Here is a 15851-nt window from a genome sequence, read left to right as displayed (position 1 = left end):
AGCCCGGCATCGGCAGGATTGGCCGGCAGGCGTGGTCCATGCCATTCGCGACCCACGTGAGCCGCATCTATCGCTTTTCGCCGATGAAGAGGTCGCCATCGCGGATATGAGCATCAAACGGCGGATGGAGTTCGCGGCCGGGCGCTCGGCTGGCCACGCCGTGCTGGAAAGCCTCGGCTACCCCGCCACGTCAATTCCAACGGGTCGGGATCGAGCCCCCATCTGGCCATCGGACGTCGTTGGCAGCGTTTCGCATAGCAAGGACGTCTGTGTGGCGGTCGCAGCGTTATCCTGCAATGTCCGGGCGATCGGCATCGATGTCGAAAACCTGATGTCGCTAGACGATGGCCTCCCGGCAGACATAGCGAGCCCCATGGAGCTGGCCTGCATGAATGCCCCCGCCGGAATGGCGTCGCTATGCGCCTTTTCCATGAAAGAGGCCGCTTACAAGGCACAATACCCCATCAGCCGAACGCCCCTAGACTTCTACGCTCTGGAAGTCACGCCACAAGGGTTGCGCTTTCGTTGCCCGGTTCCCGGTTTTCCTCGCGGCACCTTGCTCCCCATACGCCAATGGACCAACGCCGACCTGTGCCTTTCGCTTTGCATACTGTAGCGATCATCGGCAAACGCCTCGACGTCAGTACATGAGCGTCCAGGAGCACCAGCCAATAGCTGGCGCCCGCTGCCTCCAAAAACGAAAGATCGAGGCGTGGTTGCCCACTAGTCAACGGCTTATCCCTGCGGAATCGGCACACCGAGATACGACAGGTAGCTCTCCAGCTCCTCGCGCGCGAATATCGGCTCCTCGATACCGCTGCCACGGAGAAAGTGCTTGGTGTTCCGGCAATCCCAGAGGTAGGTGTTCTGATACAGCTCCACCGTGGACTGATCCTCGTACATGATGTCGTTAAACAGGCTCAGCAAGGGATATAGCGGCGCCTTGTCATCATGCTCCCACTGCGCCTTCCATTGCGCATAGGGAAGCGCCCGAAAGCGATAACCGAAGTGCTCTTCCAGGCGACAGAAGAATTCCTTTAACGTGAGATTGTTGTCTCCCTCGTGTATGAGGTTGAACTTGCGACCCAGGCCCTGCGGATTTCGGGATATGTGCGCGATCGCCGCCGTCATGTAGTCGACGCTGGTCAGCCCTTCACGCAACGCTTCAAGATCCGGGATGCTCTGGTGCATCACGCAGGTCTTCACTAGACGCCCCCACCACTGGTAATCCGCACACACGCCTCGGTCGCTGTGATAGGTGGCATAGCCCAGGCGGAAGGTCATCAGCGGCAAGCCACGCTCGGCGGCCTGATCAGCGATCTTTTCCATGACCCACTTGCTGCGCACGTAGCCGATATCGGTGATCACCGCGTCCAGGTTCTGATCGATATCATCGCTCTCGTACATCACGCGCTTATGGGTATGCAAGTGGCCCCAGCTGTATACGGAAATGGTGGAAAGAAGGATCAAAGGCTTGGTGCGTATGGCCCCGGCGAAATTGAGCAGCTCCAGCAGACCCTGGACGTTATCCCGCTTCATGTAGGAATAGGGCTGGATGAAGTTGACCGCGCTGGCCGAGTGGTAGATCACGTCCACCTGACCGGCGAGCTGCTCATAATGCGTTGCCGTCAGCCCGAGACGCGGTTCTGCCAGGTCGGCCCGATAGACCTCGATGCGCTCACGCTCTGCCTCGGAGAGCGTGATGCCGTAGCGCGCCAGGGTGTCCTCCAGTCTCCGCCAGGGGTCGGCGCCTGAACGCGTCCGGACGGGACAGTGGACGCATGCGTCGGTAGTGGCAAGCAGGTCCGACAGCAGATGGGCACCGACGAAACCGGTGACACCGGTCAGCAGGATGTGACGAGGGTGAGTCAGCGTGTCCGGCGACGCCCAGGGCAAGAACGCCAGCTCATCGGGGAGCGCGGCATCCTCTCGCAAAGGGTGAATACGCTCCCGGTCCAATGAGGTCCGAGGCCGCCCTTCTCCGCGCCGCTCTTCCAGAAGGCCTGCCAGCGAGGCGATGGTATCGTATTCGAAGAGATCGCGGATCCACACCTGAACGGACAATCGCTCACGCACATCCTGCATCAGGCGGGCGGCCAGCAAGGAGTGGCCACCGACGTCGAAGAAGCGGTCGTTGCGGCCGAAGCGTCGATGACCGAGGGCCCTCTCCCAGGCATCGGCGAGGTCAGCTTCAATTCGAGTGGCATATACCTCCTCTGGTGCGCTTTCACTGACGACGTTGTCGGTACTGCCTATCAGCCGATGATACTTCTGCAGCAGCTCCGGCTTGTCCGTCTTGCCATTGGCATTGAGCGGCAAGGCATCGAGGCGCAGAATGGCCGCCGGTGCCATGTAATCCGGGAGGCTGTCCATCAGGCCCCGACGCAGCTCGCTTTCCGCTACCGGCTGCGTATCATCGGGCACGATAAAGGCCAGCAGTTGGTGTTCGCCGCCGGTCTCTGTCGACGCCACTAGCACCACCGCCTCTCGTACGCCGGGCTGTGCGTTCAGGGCTTCCTCGACTTCTGCCAGCTCGACGCGATTGCCGCGAATCTTCACCTGATCGTCCAGGCGACCCAGGAACTGCAGGCGCCCGTCCGGCAGGCAGCGAGCCAGGTCGCCACTGCGGTACAAGCGCTGTCGCCACTGGGGATGGATGATGAATTTCTCCCGCGTCAGCGGTTCATTATGCAGGTATCCCCTGGCCAGATTGTCGCCGCCGATGAAGATCTCGCCGGTCTCGCCTTCCGGTACGGGATCCAGGTGCTCATCGAGCAGGAAAATGTCACTGCCTGCCATGGGTCGGCCAATGGCGGGGCGATCATCCACCTGGCTGCCCGGGACTCGATGGATGGTGGCGAAAATAGTGGCCTCCGCCGGTCCGTAGCAATCCACCAGCTGATAGGGCAAGTGCTCGGTTGGCGGTGGCGTCAGCTTCTCCCCCGCCGTGTAGACATGCGTCAGCGCCAGTTCCTTCGGCTGAGGTCGAGCGGTGATGGCCGGTACCAGGGCGGTGGGGACAAAGGCATGCGAGAGGCACTGGTCGGCGAAGAATCTCAGCAGCCTATCGGGATCCAGTCGCGTTTCCTCATCGGGCAGGATCAGGGTGCCCCCGGCGATCAGCATCGAGGCAACTTCCAACTGCGCCACGTCGAAGCCGGTACCGGCCATCAGCGTGGAGCGGCTGTCCGACGTCACGCCCAGATTGTCGTTGTGGGCGACCACCACGCGGTTGAAGGCATGGTGCTCCACCATTACTCCCTTGGGGTTGCCCGTCGTGCCCGACGTGAAGATCACGTAAGCCAGATCCTGAGACGACGGCAAGATACCCGGGGCATCCTCGACGTCCTGCAGGTCGTCGATCGCATGCAGGCAAAAGGCAGCGTCTCGAGGAGGTTCGGCGCAAGCTGCCAGTGCAAAGGCGGCACCGCTCTGCGACAGGATGCGTTGCTGACGCCGCAGTGGATAGCGAACGTCAACGGGGATATAGGCGGCGCCGCTTTTCATGACGCCCAGAATGGCCGCTACGAAACGGTGCGTTCGATCACACAACAGGGGCACCAGATCGCCCTTACCCACCCCCTTTTCCCTCAAGAAGCTGGCGATGGTATCGCTGCGGCGGTCCAGCTCCCGGTAAGAAAGACGGGAATCCGGGTCGACCAGGGCAATCTCGGTCGGAGTCCGTTCGGCGTGATACAGGAAATGATGAAGCACTGTGGGGCGATTCGTCATCATAATTATTCCTTTTTCTGATGATTAACGACCAATGAGGCACAATTTCCCGATAGAGGGAGGCTATCCCTCGCACCAAGCGTAGGAGAGGGTTGAAGGTTGTAAAGTAAATTCTTATTAAGAAAAAACTTATAAATTAAGTCACGAGCGCCTGAAGCGATCAGAGAGGCTCAAGCATTGAACTTGCAGGCCACCACTGGAGGCCTGTTTTCCCTGGCAGCCGGGGTGTCCGGCCACCAGGCCAGATTCAACACACTGCCACCGTCAGCATGAGCATGACATAGTCCTGCAAACACCAGGTTGCCGTGGGCCAACAGAGTGAAAAGCTGAGCCTGGTTCTTGGTAGAGGGTGCCGCCGCCACGATAGTGGCGTCGGCGATTATGCCCTGTCGCATGAGCAGGCCCTGCTCGGCCAGGCTGGTGTGGATCTCCTCGAAAATCCGCTGGGTCAGGGCATGCTTCTCCAGCAGGTGGCGGAGCGTGGTGGCATCGGGCACGCTCTCCATGGCCAGACCAATACCGATGAAGTCACGCATGGCCAGGCTGTCTTCTCTAAATATTGTCCATCACCTGGCCCCATCAACCTCGGCTTTATAAAGCACCGATCTTGTCACTCATCGCGTCACACCAGCGCCGTTTTTCTGTCTGAATAACGCCTAGCGCCGCCCCCGGAACAGCGACCAGGCGAGGACGAGCACGCCCAGCGCCCCAAAGAGGAAGCTCAAGGGCAAGAAAAAGCTCTCCTGCACGACCAGATCGGTATCCAGGCGCCCTCCGTACAGAATGCGCTCGGCCAAGGCAGAAGCCGCTGCCAGCACCAATAGCACCACTCCCACCAGACACGTTCTGGACATCGTCGCCTCCACCGCTTCAGGCCATAGTAAAGACATCATGGTATCGTCTGCGGTGCCGGGAAGCATTTTCCCGGCCGATCGGCCATGGCCAACGCCAATGCATCCCCAACCGCCTACGCCATGCCAGACAGCAATTCGTGCGCCTCGATCAGCGTCAGGTGGCCGGTGGCGAAAGCCCCGGTATCGATGTAATGCACATTGCCCAGGGTCGTCGGCGACTCGAGGATGGTATGGCCCACCACGACGGCATCGATCCCGACCACGGGCGTATCGTCGCCGCACTGGATGCGACGCCTGCCCCACACCAGCTCATGGCGATCACTATCGTCGATACGTGACCAGTCCGACGGCGGCTCGGCATGCACCAGGCCGATACGCCGATCGTTCACGGCGATCTCACGGGCATAAGGCAGGCGTTGCAATGCGGCTCCGAGCAGGTGCCTGAGCGACTGCTGGTCCTCTGCCAACGCCCAGCCGCCACCGTTGAGCTGCCACAGGGCCATGGCATCGCCACCCCGGGCGAGGGCGTCGCGCGCCAGCAACTCATGATTCCCACGAACACCGAAGAACCAAGGCTCGAGGGTCAGCGTCAGGCAGTCTCGCGAGCGCGGTCCACGATCGATGAGATCGCCGACGGAGAACAGGCGATCACACCGTACGTCGAAGGTGACGCTCTCGAGGAGCATCATCAACCGTTCGTACTCGCCGTGGAGATCGCCCACGAAAAAATCGCGCCCCCACGCATTGGCCGAGTGCCGGATCATGGTGACCGCTCCGCGGATTAGAGTGTCCAACGGGACCACGGCCGCCCCCAGCTGGCAGGCTCGGGGCAGCCCCCGACTGCAGTGTCGACCACCACGGCATGACTGTCAGTAGAGACGCAACCCCACCCGAGTGATGCGATCGCCGTCCATCTCGTTGACGACCCAGTGGATGCCGTGCCAGTCAACGTCATCGCCCACCACCGGATGCCCGCCGACACGCAGCGCAATGAATTCGGCAAGCGTCATCTCCTGCTCACCGGGGCTGAGGGTCAGGCCGTAGGCATCGGCGATATCGCCGAGACGCGCCTCGCCATCGAAGTTGAAGGCGCCGAAGAAAGCGCTCTGCCGCCGCAAGGTGGCATCGCCGTTGAACAGCCGGTTGAGGGCCGGCAGGTCATCCTCCCGGCCGATCACACAGACCGTATCGCCCCGACACAGCCGCGTGCTGCCCTTGGGGTGCAGCATCACGCCATCGCGGAACAAGGAGGCAATCAGCGCCCCGGAGGGAAAGCGCAGCAACCGGATCGGCACGTCCTCGAGGTCCGCGCTCTCCACGCGATAGACGAGCATCTCGTAGTCGTCGGCCGACTGGATACCCAGCGGCCCCCGACGGCTGGGCGTCACGCTGGGCGGTATCTCCACCCGCAGCCGGCGGGCCATCCACGGCAGGCTCCCCCCCTGGATCAGCAATGACAACAGCACCACAGCGAAGGCGACATTGAAGTACAGCGAGGCATTCTCCACCCCGCCGATCACCGGGAAGATCGCCAACACGATCGGTACGGCACCCCGCAGCCCCACCCAGGCAATGAAGCCGACCTCGCGCCAGCGAAAGCGGAAGAACGGTTTGATGGCCACCAGTACCGCCAGCGGACGGGCCACGAAGATCAGCGCCAGGGCCACCACCGCGGCCGGCAGCGCATAGGCCATCATCTCGCTGGGCGTGACCAGCAGCCCCAGCACCAGGAACAAGCCGATCTGACTGAGCCAGGCCAGGCCATCGTGGACCGGCAGAATAAAGTTGAGATGGCGACCCGGCCGGTTGCCGATCATCAGCCCGGTCAGGTAGATGGCCAGGAAGCCGCTGCCCCCTAGTGCGCTGGTCAACCCGAAGACGCAGAACCCCAGCGCCAGCGCCAGCAGCGAATAAAGCCCCGGCGCCAGGTCGACCCAGGTCAGCAGCCGGGCGATCAGCCAACCGGCGCCGAGCCCCAGGGCGATACCCAGTCCGAACTGCTGGAGGAAGAACAGCGAGGTTTCGAGCCACCCGCCGATGTCGCCGACCAACAACTCGACCAGCATCAAGGTCAGGAAAATCGCCATGGGATCGTTGGTGCCCGACTCGATCTCCAGCGTTGCCCCGACCCGCTCGTTGAGGTTGATGCCACGCCCGCCCAACATAGAGAACACAGCAGCGGCGTCGGTGGAACCGACGATAGCCCCTACCAGCAGGCCCTGGACCAGGCTCAGTCCGAAGACCCACATGGCGATCATCCCCACCAGGGCACTGGTGACGAACACGCCAAGGGTCGCAAGCGACAGCGCGGGCTTGAAGCCGACCCGGAAGGTCTTGAGACGGGTGCGCAGCCCGCCGTCGAGCAGAATCATCGCCAGCGCCAGGTGACCGATCAGGAAGGCCAGCGGATAGTCGTCGAACTCGATGCCGAGCAGCCCCTCCTCTCCGGCCAGCATGCCGAGGCCGAGGAAGAGCAGCAACAGCGGCACGCCCACCAGGGTGGAGAGCCGGCTGGCAAGGACGCTCAAGGCAATCAGGAAGCCACTGAGCAAAAAGAGAGTGTTGATCGTGTCCATGGCATCCTGCCTAAGAGATGAGCTGAAGTATCTCATGCCGCACGGCCGCTCGCGACGCCAGACCTACGTTGATCGTGGTGCTGGCCAGGCGGGACCGCTCGCCGCTAGACTAGCCGCGTTCCGCCCCGGCCCCGAGCCTCGCGCCGTCACCACCGGGGCCCCGCTGGAGTCACTGTACATGCCGTCAATGACACGCTATCCGGCCCGGATGCGGCGCTGGACCTCGCCGGCCCTCGCCGTTGCCCTGCTGGTCCTTCCCCTGGCCGGGAATGCCGCCCCGGGAGATGCCTCCGCGTCAGGCTATCCTCCGCTCGGCACCGAGGTCATGGTGCCTGACCTGTCACCGCCGACGGCCGAAGATGTGATGGCTGACTTCGAGGGACGCACCGGAGGGCCGGCCGTGGATACACCCACGCGACCGTCCGCACCGGCCATGGCCAGCGGGCCGGTAGGCCCCATCGCGCCGCCCCCGGTCAGCCGCCTGTCGCTGATGCTCGACTGGTACCCCAGTCCGCGCCATGCAGCACTGTTCGTGGCCCGCGCGCTCGACATGTTCACCAGCCGTGAGCTGGACGTCGATATCCGCACGCCCGCGGATCCCGACGTACCCACCAAGTTGCTCGCCGCCTCGCGGGTCGATCTGGCACTCACCCGGCAGCCACTGCTGCACCTGCTGGTCGACCAGGGAAAGCCCTTGGTACGCGTGGCCACCCTGGTCGGCGTACCCTTGGCAGCGCTGGTGATCGACGACGATGCCGGCATCGAAGGGCCGGCGGACCTCGCCGGCGCACGCATTGGCCACACTGGCCTTGACGGTGAAATCGTGCTGCTGGGCAGCCTGCTGGCCCGACACGAAATGTCCCGCGAGGCGCTGGACAGCCCCGACCTGCATTTCCGCCTCGAACAGGCGATGCGCGAGGGTCGCGTGGACGGCGTGATCGGCGCGGTACGCTACCTGCTGCCTCGTTCTCTGGCCGACGACGGCCTGGCGACTCGCAGCTACACCACCGAGGCCATGGGCGTACCGCGCCACGACGGCCTGATCCTGGTCGCCAATCGCGATCACCTGGCGCAGAAGCGCGATGCCATCGTCCGCCTGGTGGATGCCCTGGAGGAAGCTACCGCCTGGATCCTGGAACACCCCGAGGAGAGCTGGGAGCTGTTGATCACCGTTGAACCCGCGCTCGACACCCCGACAAATCGCAGCGCCTGGCCCGAGGCCATGGCACGCCTCAGCCTGACGCCCGCCGCCCTGCATCGGCAGCGTTACGCCGATCTCGAACGCTTCCTGATGGAACATCACATGGTCTCGGCGACCACGCCGGTAAGTCGGCTGGCCGTCGATCCCAATCAGTAAACGAGCCACCCCACGGACAATGTCAGTCGGCCAGGCGTGCCAGGAAGCGATTGACCACCGCCTGGAACTCGTCCGGTCGCTCGGCATGCAGCCAATGGCCCGCGTCGAGGGTCTCCAGTTCCGCTTGGGGCAGTACGTCACGTAACGCCGGCAACATGGCGTCGGTCACATAGGACGAGCGCGCACCACGCACCACCAGAGTCGGCCCGTCGTAGGCGCCCTGCCCATCCGGCGCGCCACTGATCGAGGCATAGTCATCGGCGATCTCGTCCAGCCCGACGCGCACCGTCATGCCCCCATCGCCTCGCACCAGATTCGTGGCCAGGAACAGGCGCGTGGGGCGTTCATCGATATATTCGGCCATCAGCGCATCCGCCGAACGGCGGTCGGCGGGGCGCTCGTCGCGCACTCGCCTCAGGGCGCCCAGCTCGTTGTGATGACCGTGCCCGTAGGCTTGGGGAGCCACGTCGGCGACGATCAGCGACGCCAGCCTTTCGGGCGCCAGACGCGCCAAGGTGATCGCCACCTTGCCACCCATGGAATGGCCCAGCACGTGGGCCTTCGACACGCTCAGCTGATCCAGCAGCGCCAGCACGTCGCGGGCCATCTCGGCGTAACCCATCCCGGGCGCATGAGGCGAACGCCCGTGGTTGCGCAGGTCCAGGGCAATGACACGACCCCGCTGCTGCCACTGTTTGACGTGGGAACGCCAGTTGTCGGCACTACCCAGCAGACCGTGGATCACCACCAGCGGCGTGCCGTCGCCGCCGGTGTCGAGATGATGGAGAGCAAGCGTCATCGAGAACTCCTTGACGAATTAGCGCGCCTGGGCCCGCTCCGGCGCCAGATCGGATTCACCGGTGGCGGCCACCAGCCGACGCGTCAGCCAGGCCAGCAGCACGCCATAGAGGGGCAGGAAGAACGCCAGGCTGATGCCCAACTTGATCCCGTAGTCCACCCAGGCGATCTCCGGCCAGTGGCTGGCCATGAAGGCGTCGGGCCCCCGGTGGAAGGCGATAGAAAAGAAAGCGAAGGTATCCGCCAGATTGCCCAACAGCGTCGACATGGCAGGCGCCACCCACCATGCACGCAGTCGGCGTAGGCGGTCGAATACCGTGACGTCGAGCAGTTGGCCCAGCACATAGGCCATGAAACTGGCCAGCGCGATGCGCGCCACGAACAGATTCCACTCACCCAAGGCATCGAGGCCGGCGAAGCCGCCGCGGGGAAACACCACCGACACGACGTAGGAGATCGCCAGGGCCGGAAACATCACTCGCAGGATAATCGCCCGCGCCGACTCCTTGCCGAACAGCCGCACGGTCAGGTCGGTGGCCAGGAAGATAAAGGGAAAGCTGAAGGCGCCCCAGGTCGTATGCAGCCCAAACAGGCTGAACGGCAACTGAACCAGATAATTGCTGGCGGCGATCACCAGGATATGAAAGGCGACCAGCCACGACAGGCAGCGGCGGGTCTGGGCGGCGGAGAGCACGAACATCGGGCACCTTTTTGGGGAGAGGGGTGAGGGAACCCTCGTCGAATGGCAAGCCGGAGCTCCGGCGGACGGAGGCGAATTATACGCGCACCTCCGCTCCGGGCCAAACCCCTTGCCCCTCTCGCCGCGCCCTGTGGCAAGCGAAGATATCCCGGGGCGACGCTATCGGGGCCGCGCCTGATCGGCATGGCCCAGCGAGCGGGCCTTCATCGCCTCGTGCACATCGCTCAGGCTCGCCGGATCATCGATCGTCGAAGGCACACCATACTCCTCCCCGTCGGCGATATGGCGAAGCAGCTTGCGCAGGATCTTGCCGGAACGGGTCTTGGGCAATCGATCGACCACGAGTACCTGCTTGAAGCACGCCACCGGGCCGATGAAATCACGCACTCGGGCAATCAGCTCGCGCTCCAGATCGGCCTCGTTGCCATCGAAGCCGTCCTTGGGAATCACCAGGCCCACCGGCACCTGCCCCTTGAGGGCATCGTGGATGCCAATCACCGCGCACTCGGCCACCGCCGGATGGCCGCCAACCACCTCTTCCATCTCCCCGGTGGACAGCCGATGACCAGCGACGTTGATGACATCATCGGTACGCCCCATGATGAACAGATAGCCGTCCTCATCCAGGTAGCCCGCATCGCCGGTCAGGTAGTAGCCCGGGAAGGCCGCCATGTAGGCGGCGTGAAAGCGCTGCGGATCGCGCCAGATGCCGGTCAGGCAGCCCGGCGGCAGCGGCTGCTTGATCACCACGCTGCCCTGTTCGAGCGCCGGGGCATCGCGCCCCTCGCGGTCGAGGATGTGCACGCCGAAGCCTGGCACGGGCACCGTGGCCGATCCCGCCTTCACCGGCATCGGCTCGAGGCCCTGCAAGTTGGCGGCGATCGGCCAGCCAGTTTCGGTCTGCCACCAATGATCAATCACCGGCACCTCGAGCAGATCCTCGAGCCAGTGGAAGGTCGGCGGATCCAGGCGCTCTCCGGCCAGGAACAGCGCCTTCAGGCTGGAAACGTCGTATTCTCGCAGCAGAGTGCCATCGGGATCTTCCTTCTTGATCGCCCTGAAGGCGGTGGGCGCCGTGAAGAAGGCCTTGACGCGATACTCGGCGATCAGCCGCCAGAACGCGCCGGCATCCGGCGTCCGCACCGGCTTGCCTTCGTAGACCACGGTGGTACAACCGCGCAGCAAGGGGCCATAGACGATATAGGAGTGTCCCACGACCCATCCCACGTCGGAGGCCGAAAAGAACACCTCGCCCGGCGCCATGTCGTAGATCGCCTCCATGGAATAATGCAGGGCCACACCGTAGCCCCCGGTATCCCGCACCACGCCCTTGGGCTTGCCGGTGGTACCGGAGGTATAGAGCACATAAAGCGGGTCGGTCGCCTTGACCGGCACGCAAGCCGCCGGCGCCGCGCCGGCTTCCAGCGACACCCAATCGTGATCACGCGCTCCGAGTTCGGCCCTGCACTGCTCGCGCTGCAGCAAGACGCAGGCCTCGGGTTTATAAGAACTCTGCTCGATGGCGGCATCGACGATGGGCTTGTAGGGCAGCACCCGGTCCACCTCGACACCGCAGGAGGCCGCGACCACCACCCGCGGCTCGGCGTCCTCGATACGCACTGCCAGCTCGTGCGGAGCGAAGCCGCCGAACACCACCGAGTGCACCGCTCCCAGCCGCGCACAGGCCAGCATGGCAATCAACGCCTCGGGCACCATCGGCATGTAGACGATCACCCGATCCCCCTGCTCGACCCCGAGCCCCTTCAGTGCACCGGCAAATCGCGCCACTCTATCGCGCAATTCAACGTAGCTGAGACGCCGACGCGATCCAGTGACCGGCGAATCCCACAGCACTGCGGCTTGGTCGCCGCGCCCCTGTTCGACGTGATGGTCGAGGGCGGCATGACAGAGGTTGAGCTCTCCATCGGGATACCAGCGTGCATGCCCCTGGTCGTCGTAGGACAGCATGGTGCGAGGCATGGTGGTCCAGGGTAGGCGATTCGCCTGCTCGGCCCAGAAGGTCTCGGGTTGATCGATGGAACGTCGATACTCACGGGAATAAAGAGACATGAGGGATTTCCTGCTCAATGGGTGATGTCATAATTGTTGACACTTTAGGACAGCAGGAGAGTAAAAACCTCATACAAAGGGCTAACATTCGACAAAAGAACGAAAAGGCAAGCCAAATTGTCGACAAAAACGCGTAGTGATCGTTGAGAAGCCCAGTCACACTGGCCACACTGAGCTATAATTGAGTGATGGCTGAATCAGGAAACGAAAGAGGTACGGCAGCGAGCGACGGGGGCGATCGCTCGGCACACAGCACAGGCCTGATCGGCAAGGGAGGGCCGTCTCAAGCCACCCTGACGACGTCAGAGGGGGTGACATCATGAGCAGCTCACAAGGCCAGGCGGCGCGACTATTGAAAGGCGGAGACGCAGTGATCGACCAGGCCAGCGCCTTGCTCAAGGCGATGGCCAATGACAACCGGCTGCGGATATTGTGCCTGCTGGACGGCCAGGAGCTATCGGTAACCGAGCTCAATCGGCAACTTGCCCTTAGCCAGTCGGCACTATCCCAGCATCTCGCCATCTTGCGACGCGAGGAGCTGGTCAGCACGCGCCGGGCTTCACAAACAATCTACTACTCACTGCAGGGAGAACGCGCCCAGATCATCCTGACGGCACTCGACAAGCTGGGGTTATCCGACGGCTGAGATCTCACCGCTTTTGCCAGCCGCGAGCCTCCAGGCCCTCGACGACCCGCTCGACTCCCCTTTCAATGCCGCGAGATACCGTCAGCCCCAGCCGTTCAACCAGCGGCTGGCGGCGCTCGAGGCGCAGGGTCACAACGCGGGCTGAGGCCATGCGTTCCACCAGGTAGGCTTCGCTGGTTCCGAGTTCGTCGGCCAGCCCACGCGGCAGCGCATCCTGCCCATACCAGATCTCGCCGGTGGCCACTGCCTCGATATCCAGCTCGGGCCGACGCTCCGATACGTAGCGCTTGAACAAGCCATGCACGGTCTCGAGGTCCTCCAGGAATTTCTCCCGCCCCTCTTCGGTATTCTCGCCAAACACCGTCAGGGTGCGCTTGTAGCGCCCGGCGGTCAGCACCTCGACGTCAACGTCATGGCGCTTGAGCAGACGATGCAGGTTGGGCAACTGGGCGACCACCCCGATCGATCCCAGCACCGCGAAGGGGGCGACCCGCAGCCGGTCCGCACAGCAGGCCATCAGGTAACCGCCGCTGGCCGCCACCTTGTCGACGCACACGGTAGTGGAGAGTCCGGCCTGACGCAGGCGATCCAGCTCGGCGGCCGCATGCCCATAGGCGTGCACCAGGCCACCCGCGGACTCCAGGCGCACTACCACCTCATCACGCTCCCCGGCGACATCCAGTACCGCCGACACTTCCTCCGCGAAGCGTCCGGTGACGCTGGCCTTGAGATCGCCGTGAAAATCCAGCACCCAGACCATCGAGGAAGCATCGTCATCGCCTTGACGCTTGCCGCGCAACTTGTCATCGCGCCGAAAGGCCTTGCGCAGGCGTTTGCGAGCACCGGGCTCGCTGGCGGCCAACTGCAATCGACGCCGCCGTCGCCGGCGATCGTCGTTGAGCTCCTCGACACGGAGCCTGACACGCTCGCCGTCTCCACCGCGAGCCCGCATCACTACCAGCACGCCCAGGGTCACGATGACCACCACCGCCACCAGCTGCGCCAGGAACATGCCGAAATCCGTCAGCCACTCGTTCACCTTGTCTCTCCTTCGGGGTGTCTGCCCTCATCCTGCCCAGCGAAGGCTGCCGCGACAAGCCGGCCACTTGATGCGCCCGACGGTTTTCCCTACGCTCGCGGATCGATCCCCAGACGACCTCCGGAGTCACCCGATGACCGACAGCACCCTCGACAAGCTCCATGACCGCTTCGATCCCGAAGCCGCCCGCGGCATGGACGAGGTCTTCCAGTTCCATTTCAGTGACGCCGGGGACTACCACCTGGTGGTCCAGGACGGTCAGCTGGCGGTTCATGAGGGCGTTCACGACGACCCCTCGATCAGCCTCAGCCTCAGCACCGAGACGCTGAAGGGCGTGATGAGCGGCGACATCAGTGGCATGAGCGCCTTCATGAGCGGTAAGCTCAAGGCTACCGGCAACGTCATGCTGGCAACCAAGCTGGGCAGCCTCTTCCCACGACGCCACTGATCCCTTGGCGCGACCGGCCTGCGCGTGACACGCTGTCGCTGGCAGGCCAACGTGCCCTGACCTAGCGCGCCCCTACCTCGGCCAGATGCGTCTCGATCAGCGCCCGTGAGATCGAATAGGGAGGCGGTAGCTGGGGCAGCCGCCGCGGCGAGAACCAGGCGGCATCGGCGATCTCGTGGCCGTCGATGCGAATGCGTCGGCTGGCCGCCTCGGCGAAGTAGCCAAACATCAGCGAATGGGGAAAGGGCCAGGCCTGGCTCAGGAAGTAGCGAAGCCGCCCCACGGTCAGCCCCACCTCCTCGAAGATCTCGCGCCGTACCGCCTCCTCGGCGGACTCCCCCGGCTCGATGAAGCCAGCCAGCGTCGAATAGCGTCCCGGCGGGAAACGCGGACTGCGTGCCAGCAGCAGCGACTCGCCATGGGTCACCAGGGTGATGATGCACGGCGAAATGCGCGGATAGTTGCGGTGACCGCAGCGCTCGCAATGCATGGCGAACTCGTGGTCAAGCCGCGAGGCCGGCGCCCCGCAGCTGCCACAGAACCGATGATGGCGTAGCCAGGCACCGACCTGGAGCGCCGTGGAGACCAGCGCGAACCAGGACTCCGGCAGGCGTGCCAGCCACGCTCGCCCCTCGATCCAGTCGTCGCCGGGCGACGCCTCGAGCGACAAGGCGACCGGCACATCCTGCCACCAGCACAGCGGCTGCATGGCAGGCAACCAGGGCTGCACGGGCTGCAGCGGCCCACCGTCGATCCCCGGCGCGATTCGCCCTTCTGCCAGCCGAATCACGTGGCCCGACATTTCCTCGTGGGGCAGCTCGCGTCGCAGCATCAGGGCGCCTCCTGCCCGGGCCAGCCATTCAGGCCATCCCAACGACACTCACCGCCAGCGTCACGAATCGTTGCCAGCTTGTCGCGATGCGCCTGCCACTCGGCATCGTCGGGTGCCTGGACCCGCAGGGTCCCAGGCGACAGCGACAGCCGGCGTACGTTGAGACCGCCACTGGCCCCGGCCTCACCCTCCTCTTCACCGGAGGCGGAGGCATCCAGCAACAGCGCGGTCTGGCCACCGGTCATCGCCAGGTAGACGTCGGCCAGGATCTCGGCATCCAGCAAGGCGCCGTGCAGCACCCGATGACCGTTGTCGATCTCGTAGCGCTTGCACAGCGCATCGAGATTGTTGCGCTGGCCTGGGTGCTTGTCACGGGCCAGACGCAGGGTATCGAGGATGCGGCAGTGTTCGGCCACCGGCCCCAGACGCGGCTCGCCGCGAGCCTGGTTCAGCATACCCAGCTCGTGGTCGATGAAGCCCACGTCGAAGGGCGCGTTGTGGATCACCAGCTCCGCGCCTTCGATGAAGGCCCAGAAGGCGTCAGCCACGTCGGCGAACAGCGGCTCGTCGGCGACCCGTTCATCGGTGATGCCGTGAACCGCCACCGCCTCGGCGTCGATGGAACGCTCGGGATTGATGTACTGGTGATAGGTGTTGCCGGTCAGTCGGCGATTGACCATCTCCACCGCGCCTATCTCGATCAGGCGATGGCCGTCTCGGGGATCAATGCCGGTGGTCTCGGTATCCAGAATGATCTGGCGCATGGGGCGTCCCCTGTTGGATGACGTTCCAGGTTGGC

At 64.0% G+C, this 15851-nt stretch carries 14 protein-coding genes and 1 pseudogene; 4 read left to right on the top strand and 11 right to left on the bottom strand.

The window, feature by feature from the left end; genetic code table 11:
- The first annotated feature begins 31 nt into the window (after nt 1–31).
- Nucleotides 32–616, top strand: a complete 585-nt coding sequence (locus tag ACGTN6_RS08390) for a 4'-phosphopantetheinyl transferase family protein (protein WP_394590932.1) — start codon at nt 32–34, stop codon at nt 614–616.
- Nucleotides 617–735: 119 nt separating this feature from the next.
- Here ACGTN6_RS08390 and ACGTN6_RS08385 read toward each other — a convergent pair whose 3' ends face one another.
- The 5 genes and pseudogenes from ACGTN6_RS08385 to ACGTN6_RS08365 form a co-directional block, all read right to left on the bottom strand.
- Nucleotides 736–3735, bottom strand: coding sequence for an amino acid adenylation domain-containing protein (locus ACGTN6_RS08385; RefSeq protein WP_394590931.1), 3000 nt, complete (start codon nt 3733–3735; stop codon nt 736–738).
- A gap of 332 nt (nt 3736–4067) precedes the next feature.
- Nucleotides 4068–4280: pseudogene (locus tag ACGTN6_RS08380) on the bottom strand (IS5/IS1182 family transposase); the annotation flags it as partial.
- A 108-nt stretch (nt 4281–4388) separates the two neighbouring features.
- Nucleotides 4389–4586 carry a hypothetical protein gene (locus ACGTN6_RS08375; RefSeq protein WP_394590930.1) on the bottom strand — a complete coding sequence of 66 codons (198 nt, stop codon included), beginning with the start codon at nt 4584–4586 and terminating at the stop codon, nt 4389–4391.
- Nucleotides 4587–4699: 113 nt separating this feature from the next.
- Nucleotides 4700–5350: a metallophosphoesterase gene (locus tag ACGTN6_RS08370; protein ID WP_394590928.1), complete on the bottom strand. Its 651-nt coding sequence runs from the start codon at nt 5348–5350 to the stop codon at nt 4700–4702.
- A 105-nt stretch (nt 5351–5455) separates the two neighbouring features.
- A complete protein-coding gene (locus ACGTN6_RS08365) occupies nt 5456–7162 on the bottom strand; it encodes a potassium/proton antiporter (RefSeq protein WP_394590925.1) in 1707 nt (568 codons plus the stop codon).
- Nucleotides 7163–7340: 178 nt separating this feature from the next.
- Here ACGTN6_RS08365 and ACGTN6_RS08360 point away from each other — a divergent pair, with 178 nt between their 5' ends.
- Nucleotides 7341–8519, top strand: coding sequence for an ABC transporter substrate-binding protein (locus ACGTN6_RS08360; RefSeq protein ID WP_394590924.1), 1179 nt, complete (start codon nt 7341–7343; stop codon nt 8517–8519).
- A gap of 22 nt (nt 8520–8541) precedes the next feature.
- On the opposite strand, the gene ACGTN6_RS08355 is transcribed toward ACGTN6_RS08360, so the two are convergent.
- The 3 genes from ACGTN6_RS08355 to ACGTN6_RS08345 form a co-directional block, all read right to left on the bottom strand.
- Nucleotides 8542–9318 carry an alpha/beta fold hydrolase gene (locus ACGTN6_RS08355; protein WP_394590923.1) on the bottom strand — a complete coding sequence of 259 codons (777 nt, stop codon included), beginning with the start codon at nt 9316–9318 and terminating at the stop codon, nt 8542–8544.
- A gap of 18 nt (nt 9319–9336) precedes the next feature.
- Complete coding sequence (locus ACGTN6_RS08350) at nt 9337–10017, bottom strand: 7-cyano-7-deazaguanine/7-aminomethyl-7-deazaguanine transporter (RefSeq protein WP_394590922.1); 681 nt, start codon at nt 10015–10017, stop codon at nt 9337–9339.
- 159 nt (nt 10018–10176) lie between these two features.
- Entirely contained in the window at nt 10177–12087 is a 1911-nt protein-coding gene (locus ACGTN6_RS08345; protein ID WP_394590921.1) for a propionyl-CoA synthetase, read from the bottom strand.
- A gap of 319 nt (nt 12088–12406) precedes the next feature.
- On the opposite strand from ACGTN6_RS08345, the gene ACGTN6_RS08340 reads away from it, so the two are divergent.
- Nucleotides 12407–12733, top strand: a complete 327-nt coding sequence (locus ACGTN6_RS08340) for an ArsR/SmtB family transcription factor (protein WP_394590920.1) — start codon at nt 12407–12409, stop codon at nt 12731–12733.
- 4 nt (nt 12734–12737) lie between these two features.
- Here ACGTN6_RS08340 and sohB read toward each other — a convergent pair whose 3' ends face one another.
- Nucleotides 12738–13772 (bottom strand): protease SohB, encoded by a 1035-nt coding sequence (gene sohB / locus ACGTN6_RS08335; protein WP_394590919.1) that lies wholly within the window; start codon nt 13770–13772, stop codon nt 12738–12740.
- 133 nt (nt 13773–13905) lie between these two features.
- On the opposite strand from sohB, the gene ACGTN6_RS08330 reads away from it, so the two are divergent.
- The gene (locus tag ACGTN6_RS08330) at nt 13906–14220 is read left to right on the top strand and encodes an SCP2 sterol-binding domain-containing protein (RefSeq protein WP_183387255.1); all 315 of its coding nucleotides are present in this window, start codon (nt 13906–13908) and stop codon (nt 14218–14220) included.
- 61 nt (nt 14221–14281) lie between these two features.
- Here ACGTN6_RS08330 and nudC read toward each other — a convergent pair whose 3' ends face one another.
- A complete protein-coding gene (gene nudC / locus ACGTN6_RS08325) occupies nt 14282–15052 on the bottom strand; it encodes an NAD(+) diphosphatase (RefSeq protein ID WP_394590917.1) in 771 nt (256 codons plus the stop codon).
- Nucleotides 15052–15816 carry a DNA polymerase III subunit epsilon gene (gene dnaQ / locus ACGTN6_RS08320; RefSeq protein ID WP_394590916.1) on the bottom strand — a complete coding sequence of 255 codons (765 nt, stop codon included), beginning with the start codon at nt 15814–15816 and terminating at the stop codon, nt 15052–15054. Before dnaQ ends, nudC begins: the two co-directional genes overlap by 1 nt.
- Between the last annotated feature and the right edge of the window lie 35 nt (nt 15817–15851).

Source organism: Halomonas sp. B23F22_20, assembly GCF_043496985.1.
In the GTDB taxonomy this organism is placed as follows: Bacteria; Pseudomonadota; Gammaproteobacteria; order Pseudomonadales; family Halomonadaceae; genus Halomonas.
This window is presented reverse-complemented; position numbering and strand designations above follow the sequence as displayed.